Here is a 20,794-nt window from a genome sequence, read left to right as displayed (position 1 = left end):
CCGGCCCCATTCCGAACCCGGAAGCTAAGCCCTCCAGCGCCAATGGTACTGCACCCTAATCAGTGTGGGAGAGTAGGACACCGCCGAACACAACTCGCGAGCGCCTCGCGTCTGACATCGAAAGATGTTTGACGCGGGGCGTTTTGCTATTCCGACGCATTTGCGATTGGCGAGTTGTGGTCTTAAATCGGACTCGCGCACGGCTGCCTACATCAAAACTGGGTCAAACGACCCACTGCCGGATTCGGCGTCCTACACTTCTGGCCATGTCCTACACCGAAGATTTGCGCCCTGTTCTGAGTGTTGCCGGGATGACCCGCAGACAGTTGTTGGGCGCGGCGGTGGCAGGGGCGATCGGTGTCTCCGTCGGAGCCATTGTTCTCGGAGCCGGGACATCCAACGCGGGAATGAACCCCGATGAGCTTCTCGACGTTGTCATCGTCGGGGGCGGTCTGTCGGGTCTTGCTGCTGCGAGATCTGTTGCAAGAGCCGGAAAGTCGGTGCGGGTTCTCGAGGCCCGCGAACGCGCCGGCGGACGTGTCCACAACATCACGACACCGAAACTAGGTGTCACTCTCGATGCCGGAGCGGAGTTCGTGGGTCCGACACAGACCCATATTGCCGCGTTGGCACGTGAGTACGGTGTTCTTTCAGTGCCCACCTACAACGAGGGCGACAGCGTCTTCTGGAACAGCGGCCGGCGTTCCACCATGCCGAGTGCGCTGGGAGTGCCGATCGACCCGGCCAGCCCTGAGGCGGCGTTCGCACTCGCTCAGCTCGAGGTGCAAGGTCTGCTTCAATTCCCTGTGGGTGAACCATGGAAGCACCCTGATGCGTCCTACCTGGACTCGATCACCTGGAAGCAATGGCTGGAAGCACGGTCGATGTCTCCGACCGCGAGGATGTTGCTCTCCCTTGCCTGTTCTGCGGCCTTGTCGGTCGAACCAGACGAGGTGTCGGCGCTGTACTTCTTCAATTATGTTGCCGCGGCAGGAGACGAGGCCAACCCCGGTAGCCTCATCCGACTACTGAGTACCTCCGGTGGCGCCCAGGAGCGGCTCTTTGTAGGCGGTGCTGCGCTGATTCCGCTTCGAATGGCTGCAGCTCTGGGTGATCGCATGCTGTACAACGCCGCAGTCCGTCACATCTCGTGGGGCGGTGGGTTCGCGACCGTACAGAGTGATGCGGGGGCGTTGCGGGCTAGGAAGGTCATCGTTGCCATGTCGCCCGCGATCACCGGTCGCATCCAGTTCAGCCCTGGGCTGCCGGCAGGGCGCACCGGCTTACATGACGGCTACCGGATGGGTGCCATCAGCAAGTTCGCAGCCGTGTACGCCGAGCCGTTCTGGCGTGCGAAGGGGTTGTCGGGTCAGGTCATCGGAAACGGCGACCCGATCGACGTTTGCTTCGAGAACTATGCCGAAGGCAATCACGTCCTGATGGGGTTCATCTCGGCCGACGCGATGCGGCGGTTGGACAACGCACCGCAGGAACAGCTGGTCGACGAGTGCATCAAGAACTTCGTCGACTATTTCGGTCCGGAGGCCCGCAACCACTTAGATCACGGCGTTTTCAAGTGGGATCTCGAACCGTGGTCGCAAGGTGGCCCGGTGGCCGTCAGCAGACCCGGAACGCTGACACGGTATGGCCGTTCCTTGCGAGCGCCCGTGGGCCCGGTCCACTGGGCTGGTACGGAGACGTCCGACTACTGGACCGGGTACATGGACGGCGCAGTGAGGTCCGGGGAACGTGCCGCCCGTGAGGTCATCGCTGCTCTGTAGAGGGCGCGTCACCGGCAATTCGTCGTGGAGGGCCCCCAGCGACTACCCTGGTGTGCGGCCGATCGGCCATCAACAGGCAACTACATAGCGTGAATCCATCGATTCGGCGGCCCGTCCGCTGCGGTGAGATCGTGACGAAGAGGCAGACGTGAACGACAGAATGAACCGTGGCAGTGGCGGAAATACCGGCGGCAGTGGACGTGGCAATCAACCCGGTGGCCGGTCATCCGACCGTCAGGGGGGATCGAATCGCTCGGGCGCAGACCGCGGACGCAACTTCCGCAACGACTCGGATGCACGCCGCGGAACCGGCTCGGCCAATCGGCCGCCCGAACCGCTCATTCCTGAAGACGTGGTGCCGCAGGATCTGGATACCGCTGTACGCCGCGACCTCTTGAGTCTCGACCGCACCAATGCCGATACCGTGTCGCGGCACCTGATCATGACGTTCCGGCTGCTCGACGAGGATCCTCAGCTCGCCCTGGAACACGCACGCGCTGCGCGTCGTCGCGCCGGCCGGATTGCGATGGTCAGGGAGGCAGCCGGGCTCGCGGCCTATAACGCCCAGGAGTGGGCGGAGGCGCTGTCCGAACTGCGCGCAGCCCGCCGGATGTCAGGTGGGAATGCCCTGCTGCCCATGATCGCCGACTGCGAGCGTGGTCTGGGGCGGCCCGAACGCGCAATCGATGTCGCCCGAAGCGAAGAAGCCCGGGCACTCACCGGCGAAGAGGCTGCCGAGATGCGCATCGTCGAGTCGGGCGCACGCCTCGATCTCGGCGATTTCGACAAGGCCATCGTCACCCTGCAGACCAAAGACCTCGACCCATCTCGGGTCGGTACCGAGGCCGCGCGCTACTTCTACGCCTATGCTGCGGCATTGCTGGCCGCCGGCCGTCGTGACGAGGCGATCACCTGGTTCATGAACGCCGCTGCCGCCGACGACGACGATGCGACCGACGCCGAGGAACGGCTCATGGAGCTGAGCAACCCCGAGGGCGTCGACACCGAGTTCGAAGAAGGTGGCTTGGCCGGCGAGGACGAGACTTCCACACCGACAACACTTGCCCAGTCCGCTCCGACGACACGGTCGGTTCCTGTGGTTGCCGAGCCTGTTCAGGTGCCCGCTCCCATTGTCCCGAAACTCGTCCCGGCTGAGCCCGCCGAGCCGGGTGCGCGCCTGCGCGATGGCTACGACGTCCTGCTCCTGGATCTCGACGGTACCGTCTACGCCGGAAAAGACGAGATCCCCGGCGCAAGAGAAGCATTGGGCGTCGGCGACCAGCGCAACTTCTACGTCACGAACAACGCCAGCCGTTCTCCCGACGATGTCGCCGCGCACCTGCGCGATCTGGGTTTCGTCGCGGAACCCGATGAGGTCGTCACCAGTGCCCAGACAGCCGCTCGGCTGCTCGCCGAACAGTTGCCGATGGGATCGCGGGTCCTGGTCGTGGGAACCGACGCACTCGTCCACGAGGTCCGATCTGCAGGCCTCGGGGTGACACGAAGCGCCGACGATCGTCCGGCCGCTGTTGTGCAAGGACATTCGCCGGACACCGACTGGTCCAATCTCTCCGAGGCTGCCTTGGCGATCCGGGCCGGCGCCCGCTGGGTTGCCTGCAACGTCGACGCCACGCTTCCGACCGACCGCGGACTCCTCGTCGGCAACGGTTCGATGGTGGCCGCCGTGGCGAACGCAACCGGGCAGCAACCGCAGGTCGCCGGAAAGCCTGCGGCACCGCTGATGATCGACGCGGTCAACCGCAGCGGTTCCAAGACGCCGCTGGTGGTCGGCGACCGACTCGACACCGACATCGAAGGCGCCAACGCCATCGAGGCGGACAGCTTGCTTGTCCTCACCGGGGTCAGCACCGCCGTTGATGCCCTGAATGCTCCGGAGGCGCAGCGCCCCACGTTCGTGTCGGCGGATCTCAGCGGACTCAACGCCGCGGCGGACGATGTTGTCGTCGGCCCGCGCCTCGGCTGGCACGTCAGTGTCCTGGACGCCACGTTGACCGTGGTCGCTCAAGACGGTGCGGACGCTAGCGCGGTTCTCTACGCGGTGCTCCATGCCGCGTGGTCACAGGAGCCGCGCGCTCGCTGGACCGTCGAGGCCGCCGAAGAAGAAGCGCAAGCCGCTCTGATGGGTGCCGGTCTCCTGAGCTGAATGCGGACCGGTCAGCTCCGAGAGAACTCGGATGCGGCCGCGATCTGTTCATCGCTCGGGCGCACACCGGTGTACAGCACGAATTGCTCGGCCGCCTGCAGAGCGATCACCTGTGCGCCGGTAATGGTGGGTCGGTTCTCGAACGCCGCGATGAGTGGGGTGCGCGACGGCATCGCGACCACATCGAACGCGGTCTGTGCTGCCTCGACAACCTCGGTGGGGAAGGGCAGGCCGTGAGCGTCAGGGCCGCCTGCCATGCCGATCGGGGTCGCATTGACCAGTAGCTGTGGGCGGTCCGCGCCGAGGTCGGGTTGCCAGGTGAAGCCATATTGTTCTGCCAGCGCGGAACCGGCGTCACGGTTGCGGGCCACCACGACGGTGTTCTGGTATCCCTCATCGCGGAGAGCGGCGACCACCGCTTTGGCCATCCCTCCGCTACCGGCGATCGCTACTGAATAATCTTTCGGTATAGCGCTGTCGCGCAACAGATTTGCTGCTGCCTGATAGTCGGTGTTGTAGGCATGGAGGACACCGTCCTCGTTGACGATCGTGTTCACCGACGCGATGGCGGCGGCCGAATCATGCATCACGTCGACCAGCTCGATGACTTCCTCCTTGAAGGGCATCGAGATTCCGGCACCGCGGATGCCGAGGGCTCGTAGACCTCCGATGGCAGTGGGCAGATCGGTTGTCGTGAACGCCTTGTAGACGTAGTCGAGCCCGATCTCGTTGTACAGATAGTTGTGAAACTTGGTGCCGATGTTGCTCGGCCGCCCCGACAGGGAGATACACAATTGCGTCTCACGGCGGAGGACACGGGCATCAGGTGCGTGGGACGGCGATCCGTCAGTGGTGGACGTCATCACTCGACGCTAACAATCGACTAGCCTTGGCAGGCGATGAACCATCCCCGCCCCGGCCCCATCCCAGGTCCCAGGCCCGGCCCCAGACCTGGGCCGGCTCCTGTCGAACCTGCATCCAACGTCGACCTCGGTGAGATCCGGGAGCGGGTGACAGACCTGCTCGAGCAGGCCGATCAAGTCGCGGTCGATGACGACGCCGAAGGCATGGGTCTGAACCAGCTCGCCCGGCAGGCCGAGCTGCTGGACAGAGCGCACACAGTACTCACCGAGGCCCTCGAAAAGGTCGATCGTGTCTGAGTGCCGTTCTCATGGCGCGTAGAGCCCGGCTGGACGCCGAGCTGGTCAGGCGAGGTGAAGCGCGGTCTCGTGACCACGCCCGAGCACTCATCGAAGCCGGCCGCGTCAAGGTCAACGGAACGGTCGCCTCCAAGCCGGCCACCAATGTCGACCTCGGTGCCCCGATCGTCGTAGCCGACTCCGACGACGAAGGCTGGGCCTCACGGGGCGCCCACAAGCTCCTGGGTGCACTTGACGCCTTCGAACCGCTCGGACTATCGGTAGCGGGCAAACGCTGCCTGGATGCCGGTGCGTCCACCGGCGGCTTCACCGACGTGTTGCTGCGACGTGGAGCTACCGAAGTGGTTGCGGTCGACGTCGGGTACGGCCAGCTCATCTGGCGGATACAGAACGATCCGCGCGTCGACGTCCGTGACCGCACCAACGTTCGGAGCCTGTCCGCCGAGCAGATCGGCGGTCCGGTGGAGGTCGTCGTCGCCGACTTGTCATTCATCTCCCTTAACCTGGTGCTCGCAGCGTTCGCCGACTGCGCTCAGGAGGGAGCGGACCTGCTTCCGATGGTCAAACCGCAGTTCGAGGTCGGCAAAGACCGGGTGGGATCAGGGGGAGTCGTGCGCGATCGCGCTCTACGTACAGAAGCGGTGACTGCCGTGGCCCAGACAGCAGCGGGGCATGGGCTTCGCACGCTCGGTGCGGTCGCCAGCCCGCTGCCAGGACCGTCGGGCAATGTTGAATACTTCCTGTGGCTGCGAAAAGAGTCGACTGCAGCGAGCGAGTCGGAACCGGTGACGGTGGACGACGAGGTACGCGCGGCGATAGCCCAGGCAATCGAGGAAGGGCCCCAGTGACAGACCACAACGACGCCGCACCGGCGGCATCGGGACGAGAGTTCTTGGTGGTCGCCCACACCGGACGCGACAACGTCCACGAGACCATGGCCGTCATCGCCAAACGATGCGCCGAGGCGGGCGTCGGACTGCGGGTGATCGACCACGACACCATGCCCAGCCATCCTGGCCCCCAATATCTCGGCACGGTCTATCCACTCGATCCCGCCGAGCTCCGCGAGATCGGCGCCGACGTCGCGGTGACCGCGGGCAACGAGCAGTCCGCGGCGGGTTGCGAGGTGGTCATCGTGCTCGGCGGCGACGGCACGTTCCTGCGAGCTGCCGAACTCGCCCACCCCGTCGGGGCGCCGGTACTCGGAATCAATCTCGGGCACATCGGTTTCCTGGCCGAGGCGGAGGCCAACCGGGTCGATGAAGTGATCGGCAAACTGATTCGCCGCGACTATGAGATCGAAGACCGGATGACGTTGGACGTCTGCGTCCACGTCGACGGTGAGGTGATCGCGAAGAGCTGGGCACTGAACGAGGCGAGCATCCAGAACCTTTCGCGGCAAGGGGTTTTGGAATTAATCACCGAGGTCGACGGACGACCGGTCTCGGCGTTCGGGGCGGACGGCATCTTGGTGTCCACGCCGACCGGATCGACCGCCTACGCGTTCTCGGCGGGCGGACCCGTGATGTGGCCGGACCTCGAGGCGATCCTGCTGGTGCCGTCCAATGCGCACGCACTCTTCGCCCGGCCGATGATCACCAGCCCTCAGTCGCGGGTCGCGGTGGAGGTACTGGCCCGTGGGCAGGATGCGCTCTTGTCGTGCGACGGTCGCCGCAACATCGACGTGCCGGCTGGAGGTCGGATCGAGGTCGTTCGTGGTGAGCGACCGGTGCATTGGGTGCGCATCGATTCGGACCCGTTCGCCGATCGTCTGGTCCGTAAGTTCCAGCTACCGGTCACCGGGTGGCGGGGGAGGCAGCTGTAGTGCTCGAAGAGATCTCGATCAGTGGCCTCGGTGTCATCGACAAGGCCGGTGCCGAGTTCCACGAGGGTTTGACGGTGCTGACCGGTGAGACGGGTGCAGGCAAGACGATGGTTGTCACCAGCCTGCATCTGTTGTCGGGTGCCAGGGCCGATGCGGGGCGCGTGCGATCGGGGCAAGCACGTGCGGTTGTCGAAGGCCGGTTCCGGGCGACGGGCCCGGACGCAGCGGAGGTGCTCGACTCGTCAGGGGCAGAACTCGACGAGGATGGCACCGTCATTGCCGTCCGTACCGTCAACGCCGACGGCCGCTCGCGGGCACATCTGGGTGGACGGTCGGTCCCGGTCGGGCTGCTGGGGCAGTTCACCAGCGGACAGCTTGCCATTCACGGGCAGAACGACCAGTTGCGGCTCCTGCGGGCCGAGCACCAGCGCGACGCACTCGATCGGTTCGCGGCCGAGGCGGTCACCAAACCGCTCAAGGCCTATCGCGAGGCGCGCGAACGGTGGATCACCCTCGCCGACCAGCTACGCGATCGACAGGCCAATTCGCGAGAGATTGCCCAGGAAGCAGACCGATTGCGGTTCGGACTCGACGAGATCGACAAGGTCGCTCCGCAACCGCGGGAAGACGAAGAGATCGCCACGACCGTCCGTCAGCTCAGTGATCTGGAGACCATCCGCAACGCTGCGGTGACGGCACTGGACGTGGTGACGGGCGCAGGTTCGGAGATCGACGCGGGGACCGGATCGTCGGTACTCGACGGGTTGGGTGCAGTCCGGACGACGCTGGCAGCGATCAACGACGACACACTGCGGACCCTGCTGCCGCGCGTCGAAGAAGCGTTGACCGTGGTCGGTGACATCGGGGAAGAGCTCAGTTCGTTCGTCTCCGGTCTGCCCACAGACGCTGCCGAACTCGAGCAGTTGCTCCAACGGCAGGCCGAACTCAAGTCGCTGGTCCGCAAGTACGCACCGGATATCGACGGCGTCATCGGATGGGCCGAGGCCGCCCGGTCGCGGCTGGCCGAGATCGGCGACTCCTCGGAGTCGCTCGACGAGCTCGCCGCCCGGGTGTCCGCCGCGAGAGACGACGTCGCCGCTGCGGCGGTCAAGTTGACCAAGGTGAGGGTGAAGGCGGCCAAATCGCTTGCCAGCAAGGTCAGTTCAGAGCTGTCCGGGTTGGCGATGGGGGATGCGCAACTAGAGGTCTCGGTGGGATCCGACGTGGCCACCGACGGCGATCGCCGGTCCATCGAGGTCTCCGGACAGCAGGTGCATGCCGGATCACATGGTGTGGACAGAGTGGAGTTCGGCCTGAGTGCACACGCGGGCGCGCCTGCTCGTCCCATCGCGAAGTCGGCATCTGGCGGTGAACTGTCGCGAGTGATGCTGGCACTCGAAGTGGTGCTGGCAGGTCAGGGCAGAGGATCGACGATGGTGTTCGACGAGGTCGATGCCGGCGTCGGTGGGCGGGCAGCGGTGGAGATCGGCCGCAGGCTGGCGCGACTTGCCCGAGCCCATCAAGTCATCGTCGTCACGCATCTCCCGCAGGTCGCGGCTTTCGCCGACAATCATCTACTGATCGGCAAGCAGACCAGTGCGCAATCGCGCGGCGGAAAGGCCGGCCGGGTCACCAGCTCGGTCGAGGTGCTCGACCGCGACGAACGCATCGCCGAACTGGCTCGCATGCTTGCCGGCCTCGGTGACTCGGACACCGGGCGTGCTCATGCCGAGGAACTTCTCGGGACCGCCGAGCAGGAGAAGACCGCATTCGCGGAATGACACCGTTGTTACTCGTGTGACAAAAGTGGCGTGTGTTACGGCGCGCCTCCGCCAAAACTGTCGAGTAGTGGTTCAGTGTTTCTTGCATGAAGATGCCTGCCCTGCTGTCACGCACAACCGAAACTCTGCCTGGGATCAGCGGTATCGCCAGGATCGACAAGAACACCAAACGACTGCTCTCGAGAGTCGGCCCCGGGGACATCGTGATCCTCGACGAGGTCGACCTCGATCGCGTCACCGCGGACGCCCTGGTGGCCGCCGACGTGGTGGCGGTGGTCAATGCCTCGCCGTCCATCTCCGGTCGGTTCCCCAACCTCGGTCCCGAGCTGCTGGCGGCTTCCGGCATCACCCTGATCGACGACGTGGGCGTCGAGGTGTTCAAACGCATCAAGGATGGCGCGAAGATCCGGATCGACGAAGGCGGGCTCTACAGCGGTGAGCGTCGGCTCGCCAAGGGCACCGAACTGGGCGAGCGCGAGATCGCGGACCTGATGATCGATGCCAAGACAGGCCTGGTCGATCATCTAGAGGCGTTCTCCGGCAACACGATCGAGTTCATCCGCAGCGAGTCACCGTTGATCATCGACGGAGTGGGCGTGCCGGATGTCGACATCCGCATCGAGGGCCGCCACGTCGTGGTGGTCGCGGACGGGCCCGACCACGTCGCGGACCTCAAGCGCCTCAAGCCGTTCATCAAGGAATACCAGCCGCTCATGGTTGGTGTCGAAGGTGGCGCCGACACGTTGATGGAGATGGGTTACCGTCCTGATCTCGTGGTCGGCGACCCCGAAGGTATGAAGTCCGCAACGCTCAAATCGGGCGCGCAGGTGGTGCTTCCGGCCGACCCCGACGGACATGCCCCCGGGCTCGAGCGCATTCAGGACCTCGGTATCGGGGCCATGACCTTCCCTGCGGCGGGCTCGGCCGCTGACTTGGCCCTGCTGCTTGTCAACCATCACGAAGCGGCCCTCATCGTCACCGTCGGCCACGCGGCATCGATCGACGAGTTCTTCGACCGCAGCCTGCGGGAATCGAACCCGTCCACGTTCCTGACGCGGCTCAAGGTCGGTCCCAAGCTGGTCGACTCGAAAGCTGTTGCCACCCTGTACCGCTCACGGGTCTCCGGCGCGGCGGTGGCCCTGCTGATCCTGGCCGCACTGACGGCGTTGATCGTTGCGGTACTGATGTCGAGCGCCGGCACCGAGGTGATCGACTGGGCAGCAGATCAGTGGGACCGGCTGGCCGATTGGGTCACCCGGGTCTGGAATGAGTGACGCCTCACCTCAGTCCAGTGCCCGCAAGGCAACGTCGAACCCGCTGCCGGCGATGATTGACACGATGTGTCCGCGGTACCGCCCCCTACTCGGGTGCGGCACCTCGGGGAGAAAGAGGGATCTGTGATTTCGCTTCGCCAGCATGCCATTTCGCTGGTCGCGGTGTTCCTGGCGCTGGCTGTGGGTGTGGTGTTGGGCTCCGGTTTCGTCGCCGACACCTTCGGGTCGTCCAGCGATGCGCAGGATGAACGTGAGCAGCAACTGCGAGACGAGAATCAGCAACTCAGCAGTAATCTCAACGCGGCGAACAATTTTGACGCCGCCATCGCGGGCCGGCTGCTCGGCGGGAGCCTCAAGGACCGCCCTGTGCTCATCATCACCACTCCGAACGCCGATGAGGGTGACATCGCGGCCGTCAAAGACAACCTGAACAAGTCCGGTGCGATCTTCAACGGCCAGCTGGCTCTGACAGAGGCGTTCATCAGTGACCAGAATGCCGAGAAGATGCGGTCGATCATCGACCAGTCCATTCCGCCCGGCAGTGAACTCCGGACCGAACTGACAGACTCCGGCGGGCGCGCAGGTGATCTTCTCGGGCTGCTGCTGAACCTGTCGCCGGAGGACGCCGAACCGCAGGTCTCGTCGAGCGACACCACCGCCGGTCTGGCAGCGCTCAAGCAGGGCGGTTTCGTCGACTACGCCAACGGCGCGGTGAAGCCCGCCCAGCTGTCGATTGTTGTGACAGGCAACAAGTTCGCGGACGACTCCGGAGCGCGCGGACAAGTGATCGGGCGCTTCGCCGTGGCGTTCGCCCAGCGGGGATCGGGCACCGTCCTGGTCGGACGAACGGGGTCGGCGGAAGGCTCCTCGCCCATCGCTGTGGTCCGGGCCGATCCATCGCTCAACTCGAAGATCTCGACCGTCGACAACGTCGATCAGGCCACTGGACGCATCACCACGGTGCTGGCCCTCACCGACGAGCTCGGCAACAAGCAGGGAGCATTCGGCACCGGCCCAGGGGCCACCGCCATCGCCCCGGAATGACAGACGCTCTACGGGCGCTCGCCACCGCGGTCGGGATACCGATGGTGGCGAGCGTGCCGTCCGTGTCGCGGCGGTGAAGAAAAGTGCGCATTGGTGTTACCGTGGAGTCCCGTAGGTAGGCAAGGTTTTCTTGCCGCCTAGCCGATGGTCAAGCCCCGCCCTCGGCTTCGTCTCCAGCCGAACGGAAGAAGCGTTGCGACCACTACGCCATGCGCGCTCAGGCACAAAGCACATCTTTGTCACCGGGGGCGTCGCGTCGTCACTCGGCAAGGGCCTGACGGCTTCGAGCCTCGGCCAGTTGCTCACAGCTCGCGGCCTTCGCGTCACGATGCAGAAGCTCGATCCTTACCTGAACGTGGATCCGGGCACGATGAATCCTTTTCAGCACGGTGAGGTGTTCGTCACAGAAGACGGCGCCGAGACCGACCTCGACGTCGGTCACTACGAACGATTCCTCGACCGCGATCTCTCCGGTTTCGCGAATGTGACCACCGGACAGGTTTATTCGACTGTCATCGCGAAAGAACGTCGCGGTGAATACCTCGGCGACACGGTTCAGGTGATCCCGCACATCACCGACGAGATCAAGAACCGCGTCCGGGCGATGAGCCAGGCCGACGCCGACGGTGAGATCCCCGATGTCGTCATCACCGAGATCGGGGGCACCGTCGGTGACATCGAGTCGCAGCCTTTCATCGAGGCCGCTCGCCAGATCCGCCACGATGTCGGCCGCGACAACGTGTTCTTCCTGCACGTGTCCCTGGTGCCGTACCTGGCGCCGTCGGGTGAGCTCAAGACCAAGCCCACCCAGCACTCGGTAGCCGCCTTGCGCAACATCGGTATCCAGCCCGACGCGTTGATCCTGCGCTGCGACCGCGACGTGCCCGAGCCCCTCAAGAACAAGATCGCCCTCATGTGCGACGTGGAGGTCGAAGGCGTCATCTCGACACCTGACGCCCCGTCCATCTACGACATCCCCAAGGTGCTCCACTCCGAGCAACTCGACGCGTATGTGGTGCGCAAGCTCGGTCTGCCGTTCCGCGACGTCGACTGGACGGTGTGGGGCGAACTCCTCAAGCGTGTTCATGAGCCGCGCGAAGAGGTGACGATCGCGCTGGTCGGTAAGTATGTCGAGCTGCCCGACGCCTACCTGTCGGTGACCGAGGCCATCCGGGCCGGCGGATTCGCCCACCGCGCGAAGGTCAACCTCGTCTGGGTGCAATCGGACGAATGTGCCGAGGATGACGGCGCGAAGACGGCGCTGGCCCGAGCGGACGGCATCCTCATCCCCGGAGGGTTCGGGATCCGGGGCATCGAGGGCAAGGTGGGCGCTGTGCGGTTCGCGCGCACCCACGGCGTCCCGCTGCTGGGTCTGTGCCTCGGTCTGCAGTGCATCGTGATCGAGGCCGCACGAGCCGCTGGGCTCGATGAGGCGAGTTCCACCGAGTTCGACCCCGAGACTCCGTTCCCCGTGATCTCGACGATGGCTGACCAGGAGCAGGCTGTCGCCGGCGAAGCCGACCTCGGCGGAACCATGCGGCTGGGCGCCTATCCCGCCAAGCTGGATCGCGGTTCCGTGGTGGCCACGGCCTACAACGCAGTCGAGGTCTCCGAACGCCATCGCCACCGGTTCGAGGTGAACAATTCCTACCGGGACAAGATCGCCGAGAGTGGCCTCGTGTTCTCGGGTACCTCACCGGACCGGCACCTGGTGGAGTTCGTCGAGTACCCGCGCGAGGTGCACCCGTTCATGGTGGGCACGCAGGCGCACCCGGAGCTCAAGAGCCGCCCCACTCGCCCCCATCCATTGTTTAGTGCTTTCGTGCGGGCATCGCTGCGGTACAAGGCAGCCGAACGACTGCCGGTGAACATCCATCCCGATGACGACGTGGATCCCGCCGATCTCGATGACGTCACCGCTGCCGAGGCCGGTGTGCTGGAGGCCGGGGCTTGAGCCAGTCGCCACATGAGTTCGGCACCGTTGGAAGCGAATTGCAGTACAGCGGCGCCATCGTGGCCCTTCGGGTCGACGAGGTCCAGATGCCGGGAGGCCGCACAGCGAAGCGTGAGGTGGTCGAACACCACGGTGCGGTCGCCATCGCCGCGGTGAACGACAAAGACGAGATCGCATTGGTCTTGCAGTACCGGCATCCGCTCGGTCGTCGGCTGCTCGAACTGCCCGCAGGTCTGCTCGACGCCGGGCCGGATGAGTCACCGTTGGAAGCGGCCAAGCGGGAACTGGTCGAAGAGACCGGCTTGGCTGCCGACAACTGGCACGTGTTGGTCGATGTGGCGGTCTCGCCGGGATTCACCGATGAGGCGTTGCGCGTATATCTCGCGACGGGGATCCGGGAGGTCCCGCGGCCACACCCCGAAGACGAAGAAGCCGACATGGAGATGCAGTGGGTCGGCCTCGATGATGCAGTGGAGAAGGTGCTCTCGGGCGAAATAGTCAACTCGACGGCCGTGAGCGGCATCCTGTCACTGGTTGCGGCCCGAGCGCGCTCTGTTTCGCTGCGCGGCACCGATGCGCCCTGGGCCGACCGGCCTGTCGCGTTCGCTCAGCGCAAGGCTGCACAGGCATGAGCGGCGGCCGGGCCTTCGACGTTCTCGAGAACTCATGAGCCCGGCCGCGCCATGACCCTCGCCGACCAGGTGCAGATGTATCTGGATCACCTGGAGGTCGAGCGCGGCTCGGCCGCCAACACCTTGCAGTCGTATGCCAGAGATCTGCGGCGGTACCAGGAGTATCTGGCCGAGCGGGGGATCGATTCGCTCGCCGAGGTCACCGAATCCGACATCCGGGAGTTCCTGGTTGCGTTGCGTCGTGGAGATCCGGACAAGGAACGACCGCCACTCGCGGACAGCTCGATCGCTCGAACCCTGGTGGCCACCAGAGGATTTCACAAGTTCGCCGCCGGCGAAGGGCTTGTGCAGGTCAACGTCGCGCATGCCGTCGCGCCACCCAAGGCGCCGCGCCGACTGCCCAAAAGCCTGCCGGTGGACGAAGTGCTCGCGATCCTCGCCGCCAGCGGGGGAGACGACGTCTCCGACGGGCCGCGACCGCTGCGTGACCGGGCACTGCTGGAGCTCTTGTACAGCTGCGGGGCCCGGATCTCCGAGGCCGTCACTCTGGATGTCGACGACATCGATACCGAGTCCCGGTCCGTTCTGCTCCGCGGCAAAGGTGGCAAGGAGCGGGTGGTGCCGGTCGGGAGGCCGGCCATCGCCGCACTCGATGCCTACCTGGTGCGGGGGCGCCCCGCGCTGGTCTCGCGGTTCAACCCGGCGTTGTTCCTCAACACCCGAGGGGGGCGTTTGAGTCGGCAGAGTGCGTGGCAGGTGCTCGTCGACGCTGCGGCGCGTGCAGGACTGGACAAATCGGTCTCGCCACATACGTTGCGACACAGTTTTGCGACCCACCTGCTGGACGGCGGCGCCGACGTACGCGTCGTGCAGGAACTCTTGGGTCACGCATCGGTGACCACCACGCAGGTGTACACCCTGGTCACGGTCGGCACTATGCGTGAGGTGTATGCCTTGGCTCATCCGCGGGCCCGGTGAGGACGTCCCGCTGTGCCCGCGACGGTGAGCCTCCACAGCCGTGTCGCGCCGACCCACTAGGCTCGTGATGTGACAACGCCACAGCCACCAGATCGAGGCCACGGGCGTGACGCGCATCAATTGATGATCTCCACGCCTTCGCGCGGCGACAACGACGACGAGACGACGCCGAGCGGCTGGGATCACGATCGCGAGAAGCCCAGCCCAACGAGTGAATTGGGTCCGACCGGACGCCCCGTGCGTGAGGTGCCCGAACCGGCGCCGCTCGACCATCACGGCCCGGCGACGGTGGTTGCCGTCTGCAACCAGAAGGGTGGGGTCGGCAAGACCACCTCCACCATCAACCTGGGCGCCGCTCTCGCCGAGTGCGGGCGTCGCGTGTTGCTCGTGGACCTGGACCCTCAGGGCGCGTTGTCGGCGGGGCTCGGCGTACCCCATCACGAACTCGACCTGACCGTCCACAACATGCTGGTCCCGCCGCAGGTGTCGGCGGACGAGGTGCTCATGCGCACGCGGGTCGAGAACCTCGACCTGCTCCCGTCGAACATCGACCTGTCCGCGGCCGAGATCCAGTTGGTCACAGAAGTCGGTCGTGAACACACGCTGGGCCGCGCTTTGCACCCCCTGCTCGACCGCTATGACTACGTGCTCATCGACTGCCAGCCGTCACTCGGTTTGCTCACCGTCAATGCGCTCTCGTGCGCCGACACCGTGATCATCCCGATGGAATGCGAGTACTTCAGTCTTCGTGGGCTGGCGTTGCTCAACGACACCATCGAAAAAGTGCGTGATCGGCTCAACCCGCGCCTCAAGCTCGGCGGCATCCTCGTGACCATGTTCGATGCGCGCACCCTGCATTCACGCGAGGTGATGGCCCGCGTTGTCGAGGTGTTCGGGGACAAGGTGTACGACACCGTGATCGCGCGCACCGTGCGCTTCCCCGAGACCAGCGTTGCGGGCGAACCCATCACGTCATGGGCACCGAAGTCCGCGGGTGCGCGCGCATACCGAGCGCTGGCCCGCGAAGTCATCGCCCGCACCCGCTAGTCGTGATGACAGAAGCACCACCGGAGAAAACGGGTTTCCAGGTCAAACTGACCAACTTCGAGGGCCCATTCGACCTGCTCCTCAACCTCATCGGCCAGCACCGGATGGATGTCACCGAGGTGGCGCTCCACGAGGTCACCGACGACTTCATCGCCTACACCAAGCAGCTCGGTACCGAGATGGGCTTGGATCAGACCACCCAGTTCCTCGTGGTGGCTGCCACCTTGCTCGATCTCAAGGCGGCACGACTGCTGCCGTCTGGTGAGGTGGAGAACGACGAAGACCTCGCACTGCTCGAAGCGCGGGATCTACTTTTCGCGCGCTTGCTGCAGTATCGGGCTTACAAACAGGTGGCTGCACTTTTTGCCGAGCTGGAAGCTGCTGCGCTGCAACGTTATCCGCGTGCGGTATCGCTGGAGCCGCAGTTCGAGTCGTTACTGCCCGAGGTGACGATCGGCGTCAGTCCAGCGGTGTTCGCCGAGGTGGCTGTTGCGGCCATGACGCCCAAACCGGTTCCGCAGGTGGGTCTCGGGCACCTACACGTCTCACAGATCTCGGTTCCTGAACAGGCGGCCCGAGTCGGTGAGATCTTGCGCAATGCCGGCGCGGGAGCGTGGGTGAGTTTCACCGATCTGGTGGCCGAGTGTGACTCAGGGCTCGGAGTTGTGGCCCGTTTCCTGGCCCTGCTCGAATTGTTCCGGGAACGTGCAGTCGCATTCGAACAACCTGAGGCGCTCGGTACTTTGCGGGTCAGTTGGACCGGGGAGATCTCAGATCCTGCGGCGATCGTGGTGAAGGCGGAAGACTATGGATGAGCCAGACGGCGGCGTTTCGGCCGTGGAATCGGACGCACTCTTTGAGGCGGAGACCCTCGACGAACCCGAGATGCGGGCGGCGCTCGAAGCCATGTTGCTTGTGGTCGACACACCCGCCACGAGTGAGCAGCTGGCATCGGCGCTCGATGAGACCAGCGCTCGGGTGGATGCCCTTCTTCGTCAGATGAGCCGAGAGCTGACCGAGCGACGCAGTGGCATGGACCTGCGGTTTGCCGGAGACGGTTGGCGGTACTACACCCGCAACGACTTCGCGCCGTACGTTGAACGGCTCCTCCTCGATGGCGCACGTTCAAAACTGACCCGGGCGGCGTTGGAGACGCTTGCCGTCATCGCCTATCGACAGCCGGTCACACGATCTCGTGTCAGTGCTGTTCGTGGTGTCAACGTCGACGGGGTCATCCGCACGTTGATCGCTCGTGGTCTGATCAGTGAGGCGGGGACCGACGTCGATTCGGGCGCGGTGATGTATCGCACCACGGAGCTGTTCCTGGAGCGTCTGGGTCTCGCTTCGCTCGGTGAGCTGCCGGATCTGGCGCCGCTGCTGCCCGATGTGGATGTGATCGATGCCCTTGGTGACGAGATCAACAGCGACCCGAGATTCGCCAAGTTGGCAGGTGGCAGGGCAGACTTGAGGGACAAGACCAACAACATCACCGTTGACGACGACTGACGACAACGGGAATTAGGGACAAAAGCATGGCACCCGCTAGCCGAGACGGCAGACCGGACAGAAACAAAGACAAGGGCAAGAGGCGCGCTTCGAGGTTCGAGGACTCGGCCGAGCCCGACCGCGGAGGACGCCCGTCATCCGAGCGTGGCGGTAAACCCGCAGCCGAGCGCGGCGCGCGCCCATCGAGAGATCGTCGAGAGCGCCCCGCAGGTGAACGAGGCGGCAGGCCGACGGCCGATCGTGGCGGTCGGCCGGCCGGAGAGCGTGGCGGTAGGCCGGCTGGAGAGCGTGGCGAGCGAGGCGGACGCCCCGGTGCCGACCGTGCCGGCAGGCAGTCAGACGAACGCAGCGGACGGCCCACCGGAGAACGAGGCCGTGTCGCGGGCGAGCGCGCGGGTGGGCCCGGCGCTGAGCGCAGTGGGAAGCCCGCGGGGGAGCGCGGCGGTAAGCCCGCTCATCGCGGACAGGGTGCGGCCGTCGAACGATTCCGGAAGAGTCATCGCAAAGGTGCTGGGCCCGAGGGCAAACCGCGGTCGGCACCCGATGTGAAGAGCGGCCAGGTGAGGCTCAACAACGCGAAACCGGCGCGCGAGCAGAACCCGTTGGATGTCGGCGGCGATGGTGCGACGTACGTCGAAGGCGGCATGCGGCTGCAAAAGGTCCTCGCGCAGTCCGGGGTCGCCTCGCGACGCGGTGCCGAAGAGCTGATTGCCGCAGGTCGGGTCGAGGTCGACGGAGAAATCGTCCTGGAGCAGGGCCTTCGCATCGATCCCAAGACAGCCGTCGTTCGAGTGGATGGCGCGCGCGTGGTCGTCAACGAAGAACACCAGTACCTGGCGCTGAACAAGCCCAAGGGCTGGCAGTCGACGATGGCAGATGACTTCGGTCGTCCCTGCATCGGTGATCTGGTTGCCGAGCGAGTCATGGCCGGGCAGAGGCTTTTTCACGTGGGCCGACTGGACGCGGACACCGAGGGTCTCATCTTGCTGACCAACGACGGTGAACTTGCCCATCGGTTGATGCACCCGTCCTTCGAGGTGCCGAAGACGTACCTGGCCACCGTTCGCGGTGAGGCGCACCGCACGCTGGGCAAGATATTGCGCGACGGTATCGAGCTCGATGACGGCCCGGCCAAGGTCGACAAGTTCTCGCTGCTCGACGTGAACCAGGGAATCTCCTTGCTGCAGCTGACCCTGCACGAAGGGCGCAAGCGGATTGTGCGTCGCCTCCTCGACGAAGCCGGTTACCCGGTGATCCGCTTGGTACGCACCGACATCGGCGCAGTCAACGTCGGAGAGCAGCGTCCGGGAACGTTGCGGGTGCTGGGCAACAACGAGATCGGTGCCCTGTACAAGGCGGTGGGGATGTGACCGGAACCGAACGAGCCGTGATAGCGATCGACGGCCCCGCCGGAACCGGCAAGTCGAGCGTCTCCCGTCGAGTGGCAACAGCGCTGGGCGGCAACTACATCGACACCGGGGCCATGTACCGGGTGGCAACGCTCAAGGCCCTTCGCGCCGGCGCGTCGCTGGATGACCCGGAATCGATCGACAAGGCCACCGACGACCTCACCATCTCCGTCACCAACGATCCGCAAGCGCAGATCGTCATGATGGACGGCGAGGATGTGACCGACGAGATCCGGACCGACGCGGTGACGCGTGCAGTGTCTGCGGTGTCGGCGGTACCCGCAGTACGAACGCGGCTGGTTCAGGCACAACGTGACCTCGCGCAGAGTGGGCTCAGCGTTCTGGAAGGCCGCGACATCGGCACCGTGGTGTTCCCAGACGCCACGTTGAAGATCTTTCTCACGGCGTCGCCGGAGGCGAGGGCGCAGCGCCGACATGATCAGAACACCGCTGCAGGAATGAAAAGCGACTACCAAACGGTTCTGGACGACGTGATCCGTCGGGATCATCTGGATTCCACACGAGCGACGTCGCCGTTGCGGCCCGCGGAGGATGCGGTCCGGGTCGACACCACCGATCTGGGCATCGAAGAGGTTATCGCCAAGCTGGTCGAGTTGGCGCGTAACCGGATTGAGGTAAAAGCATGAGTGACACTTTTGATGGGGCCGCGCCGTCGTCTGACGGCATATGGACAGATGAAGCCGAATGGGACCTGAGTGAGTTCGCCGATGTGGACGACGACGGCGCCCCACTTGCCGTTCCGACGGTCGCCATCGTCGGACGCCCGAACGTGGGTAAGTCTTCACTCGTCAACCGCATCCTCGGTCGCCGCGAGGCGGTTGTGGAGGATGTGCCCGGGGTGACACGCGACCGCGTGTCGTACGACGCCTCCTGGGCCGGTCGACGGTTCCTGGTGCAAGACACCGGCGGTTGGGAACCGGACGCCAAAGGGATGGCACAGTCGGTGGCCCGCCAGGCCGAGGTCGCGATGAAGACGGCCGACGCGATTGTTCTCGTTGTGGATGCCACGGTCGGTGCCACCAGCACCGACGAAGCGGTTGCCAAGGTGCTGCGCCGGTCGAAGACCCCAGTGCTGCTGGCAGCCAACAAGGTTGATGACGAACGCCTCGAATCGGAAGCCGCGTCGTTGTGGTCGCTGGGTCTGGGGGAGCCGTTCACGGTGTCTGCAGCTCACGGTCGTGGCACCGGCGATCTGCTCGACCGGATCCTGGAAGCGCTGCCCGAGACCCCCCGAGAATCCGTTCTCACCGGTGGTCCGCGCCGAGTTGCGTTGGTGGGCAAGCCCAACGTGGGCAAGAGTTCTCTGATGAACAAACTGACCGGGGAAGATCGGGCGGTTGTCGACAACGTTGCCGGAACCACCGTCGACCCGGTCGACGAGTTGGTCGAGCTGGGCGGCAAGATCTGGAACTTCGTCGACACTGCCGGCCTGCGCAAAAAGGTGCAGCAGTCGAGCGGACACGAGTTCTACGCCTCGCTGCGTACCCGTTCGGCCATCGAGGCAGCAGAAGTCGCCGTGTTGCTCATCGACGCGTCCGAACCGATCACCGAGCAAGACCAGCGGGTGCTCACGATGATCATCGAGGCCGGCCGCGCTCTGGTGATCGCCTTCAACAAGTGGGACCTGGTCGACGAGGATCGCCGGACCCAGTTGGAGAAAGAAATCGACCGCGACCTGTCGCGCGTGCCCTGGGCACGGACGGTCAACATCTCCGCGCACACGGGACGCGCCGTCCAGAAGCTTGTGCCGGCGTTGGAGACCGCGCTGGAGTCATGGGACAAGCGAGTATCCACCGGGCAACTCAATACCTGGCTCAAGGCCGTGATCGCCGAGACGCCGCCGCCCATGCGGGGAGGCCGCCTCCCCAGGGTCATGTTCGCCACCCAGGCGGCCACCAGGCCGCCGACGTTCGTGTTCTTCACCACGGGGTTCCTGGAGGCCGGCTATCGCCGGTTCCTCGAGCGCAAGCTGCGGGAAGCCTTCAACTTCGACGGCTCACCTGTCCGGGTGAACGTGCGCGTTCGCGAAAAGCGAGAGCGCAAGAAGTAGCTGATGGGCGGCACTCCGGGAACCGATTGGCATCGGAGGCCGCCCGTCAGATAGTCTTTCTGACGCTGCTCCTCACGGATCAGCAACGGGCTGTGGCGCAGTTTGGTAGCGCACTTGACTGGGGGTCAAGTGGTCGCAGGTTCAAATCCTGTCAGCCCGACAGTGATG

At 65.0% G+C, this 20,794-nt stretch carries 18 protein-coding genes, 1 tRNA gene and 1 rRNA gene; 19 read left to right on the top strand and 1 reads right to left on the bottom strand.

The window, feature by feature from the left end; all coding sequences use genetic code 11:
• The 3 genes from rrf to ACVWY6_RS22770 all read left to right on the top strand — a co-directional run.
• Nucleotides 1-89 (top strand): 5S ribosomal RNA (rrf, locus tag ACVWY6_RS22780); the annotation flags it as partial.
• 177 nt (nucleotides 90-266) lie between these two features.
• Complete coding sequence (locus ACVWY6_RS22775) at nucleotides 267-1,781, top strand: flavin monoamine oxidase family protein (protein ID WP_457541138.1); 1,515 nt, start codon at nucleotides 267-269, stop codon at nucleotides 1,779-1,781.
• Nucleotides 1,782-1,941: 160 nt separating this feature from the next.
• Nucleotides 1,942-3,945 carry an HAD-IIA family hydrolase gene (locus ACVWY6_RS22770; protein ID WP_457541205.1) on the top strand — a complete coding sequence of 668 codons (2,004 nt, stop codon included), beginning with the start codon at nucleotides 1,942-1,944 and terminating at the stop codon, nucleotides 3,943-3,945.
• Between the two features lie 11 nt (nucleotides 3,946-3,956).
• Here the strand turns inward: ACVWY6_RS22770 and ACVWY6_RS22765 are convergent, their stop codons facing one another.
• On the bottom strand, nucleotides 3,957-4,808 hold the full coding sequence (locus ACVWY6_RS22765; RefSeq protein WP_457541136.1) for a shikimate 5-dehydrogenase: 852 nt from the start codon (nucleotides 4,806-4,808) through the stop codon (nucleotides 3,957-3,959).
• Between the two features lie 36 nt (nucleotides 4,809-4,844).
• Between ACVWY6_RS22765 and ACVWY6_RS22760 the strand changes: the two genes are divergently transcribed.
• The 16 genes from ACVWY6_RS22760 (at nucleotide 4,845) to ACVWY6_RS22685 (ending at nucleotide 20,786) form a co-directional block, all read left to right on the top strand.
• The gene (locus ACVWY6_RS22760) at nucleotides 4,845-5,105 is read left to right on the top strand and encodes a hypothetical protein (protein ID WP_457541134.1); all 261 of its coding nucleotides are present in this window, start codon (nucleotides 4,845-4,847) and stop codon (nucleotides 5,103-5,105) included.
• A gap of 11 nt (nucleotides 5,106-5,116) precedes the next feature.
• A complete protein-coding gene (locus ACVWY6_RS22755; RefSeq protein WP_457541132.1) occupies nucleotides 5,117-5,953 on the top strand; it encodes a TlyA family RNA methyltransferase in 837 nt (278 codons plus the stop codon).
• The gene (locus tag ACVWY6_RS22750) at nucleotides 5,950-6,930 is read left to right on the top strand and encodes an NAD kinase (protein ID WP_023957935.1); all 981 of its coding nucleotides are present in this window, start codon (nucleotides 5,950-5,952) and stop codon (nucleotides 6,928-6,930) included. Before ACVWY6_RS22755 ends, ACVWY6_RS22750 begins: the two co-directional genes overlap by 4 nt.
• Nucleotides 6,930-8,711 (top strand): DNA repair protein RecN, encoded by a 1,782-nt coding sequence (gene recN, locus ACVWY6_RS22745; protein ID WP_023957937.1) that lies wholly within the window; start codon nucleotides 6,930-6,932, stop codon nucleotides 8,709-8,711. The genes ACVWY6_RS22750 and recN overlap by 1 nt, the downstream gene beginning before the upstream one ends.
• Before the next feature lie 86 nt (nucleotides 8,712-8,797).
• The gene (steA, locus tag ACVWY6_RS22740) at nucleotides 8,798-9,985 is read left to right on the top strand and encodes a putative cytokinetic ring protein SteA (protein ID WP_023957939.1); all 1,188 of its coding nucleotides are present in this window, start codon (nucleotides 8,798-8,800) and stop codon (nucleotides 9,983-9,985) included.
• Nucleotides 9,986-10,108: 123 nt separating this feature from the next.
• Nucleotides 10,109-11,029: a copper transporter gene (locus ACVWY6_RS22735; RefSeq protein WP_030162450.1), complete on the top strand. Its 921-nt coding sequence runs from the start codon at nucleotides 10,109-10,111 to the stop codon at nucleotides 11,027-11,029.
• A gap of 193 nt (nucleotides 11,030-11,222) precedes the next feature.
• Nucleotides 11,223-12,983 carry a CTP synthase gene (locus ACVWY6_RS22730; protein ID WP_457541129.1) on the top strand — a complete coding sequence of 587 codons (1,761 nt, stop codon included), beginning with the start codon at nucleotides 11,223-11,225 and terminating at the stop codon, nucleotides 12,981-12,983.
• A complete protein-coding gene (locus tag ACVWY6_RS22725; protein WP_457541127.1) occupies nucleotides 12,980-13,615 on the top strand; it encodes an NUDIX domain-containing protein in 636 nt (211 codons plus the stop codon). Before ACVWY6_RS22730 ends, ACVWY6_RS22725 begins: the two co-directional genes overlap by 4 nt.
• 51 nt (nucleotides 13,616-13,666) lie before the next feature.
• Nucleotides 13,667-14,593 (top strand): site-specific tyrosine recombinase XerD, encoded by a 927-nt coding sequence (gene xerD / locus ACVWY6_RS22720; RefSeq protein ID WP_457541125.1) that lies wholly within the window; start codon nucleotides 13,667-13,669, stop codon nucleotides 14,591-14,593.
• 123 nt (nucleotides 14,594-14,716) lie between these two features.
• Complete coding sequence (locus tag ACVWY6_RS22715; protein WP_023957947.1) at nucleotides 14,717-15,640, top strand: ParA family protein; 924 nt, start codon at nucleotides 14,717-14,719, stop codon at nucleotides 15,638-15,640.
• A 5-nt stretch (nucleotides 15,641-15,645) separates the two neighbouring features.
• Entirely contained in the window at nucleotides 15,646-16,455 is an 810-nt protein-coding gene (locus tag ACVWY6_RS22710) for a segregation and condensation protein A (RefSeq protein WP_062798673.1), read from the top strand.
• Nucleotides 16,448-17,146: an SMC-Scp complex subunit ScpB gene (gene scpB / locus ACVWY6_RS22705; protein ID WP_457541123.1), complete on the top strand. Its 699-nt coding sequence runs from the start codon at nucleotides 16,448-16,450 to the stop codon at nucleotides 17,144-17,146. Before ACVWY6_RS22710 ends, scpB begins: the two co-directional genes overlap by 8 nt.
• A gap of 26 nt (nucleotides 17,147-17,172) precedes the next feature.
• Complete coding sequence (locus ACVWY6_RS22700) at nucleotides 17,173-18,516, top strand: pseudouridine synthase (protein WP_457541121.1); 1,344 nt, start codon at nucleotides 17,173-17,175, stop codon at nucleotides 18,514-18,516.
• Between the two features lie 17 nt (nucleotides 18,517-18,533).
• Entirely contained in the window at nucleotides 18,534-19,202 is a 669-nt protein-coding gene (gene cmk / locus ACVWY6_RS22695; protein ID WP_457541203.1) for a (d)CMP kinase, read from the top strand.
• Nucleotides 19,199-20,626: a ribosome biogenesis GTPase Der gene (gene der / locus ACVWY6_RS22690; protein ID WP_030162491.1), complete on the top strand. Its 1,428-nt coding sequence runs from the start codon at nucleotides 19,199-19,201 to the stop codon at nucleotides 20,624-20,626. The genes cmk and der overlap by 4 nt, the downstream gene beginning before the upstream one ends.
• Before the next feature lie 86 nt (nucleotides 20,627-20,712).
• Nucleotides 20,713-20,786 (top strand) — tRNA-Pro (locus ACVWY6_RS22685).
• Nucleotides 20,787-20,794 lie beyond the last annotated feature (8 nt).

It is taken from the genome of Williamsia sp. R60, assembly GCF_054063855.1.
This window is presented reverse-complemented; position numbering and strand designations above follow the sequence as displayed.

What these genes read in the sequence shown, in the direction of transcription:
- ACVWY6_RS22775 (WP_457541138.1), top strand. Translation starts at nt 267, where the DNA reads ATGTCCTACACCGAAGATTTGCGCCCTGTTCTGAGTGTTGCCGGGATG.
- ACVWY6_RS22770 (WP_457541205.1), top strand. Translation starts at nt 1,942, where the DNA reads ATGAACCGTGGCAGTGGCGGAAATACCGGCGGCAGTGGACGTGGCAAT.
- ACVWY6_RS22765 (WP_457541136.1), bottom strand. Translation starts at nt 4,808, where the DNA reads ATGACGTCCACCACTGACGGATCGCCGTCCCACGCACCTGATGCCCGT.
- ACVWY6_RS22760 (WP_457541134.1), top strand. Translation starts at nt 4,845, where the DNA reads ATGAACCATCCCCGCCCCGGCCCCATCCCAGGTCCCAGGCCCGGCCCC.
- ACVWY6_RS22755 (WP_457541132.1), top strand. Translation starts at nt 5,117, where the DNA reads ATGGCGCGTAGAGCCCGGCTGGACGCCGAGCTGGTCAGGCGAGGTGAA.
- steA (WP_023957939.1), top strand. Translation starts at nt 8,798, where the DNA reads ATGAAGATGCCTGCCCTGCTGTCACGCACAACCGAAACTCTGCCTGGG.
- xerD (WP_457541125.1), top strand. Translation starts at nt 13,667, where the DNA reads ATGACCCTCGCCGACCAGGTGCAGATGTATCTGGATCACCTGGAGGTC.
- ACVWY6_RS22715 (WP_023957947.1), top strand. Translation starts at nt 14,717, where the DNA reads ATGATCTCCACGCCTTCGCGCGGCGACAACGACGACGAGACGACGCCG.
- ACVWY6_RS22710 (WP_062798673.1), top strand. Translation starts at nt 15,646, where the DNA reads ATGACAGAAGCACCACCGGAGAAAACGGGTTTCCAGGTCAAACTGACC.
- scpB (WP_457541123.1), top strand. Translation starts at nt 16,448, where the DNA reads ATGGATGAGCCAGACGGCGGCGTTTCGGCCGTGGAATCGGACGCACTC.
- ACVWY6_RS22700 (WP_457541121.1), top strand. Translation starts at nt 17,173, where the DNA reads ATGGCACCCGCTAGCCGAGACGGCAGACCGGACAGAAACAAAGACAAG.
- der (WP_030162491.1), top strand. Translation starts at nt 19,199, where the DNA reads ATGAGTGACACTTTTGATGGGGCCGCGCCGTCGTCTGACGGCATATGG.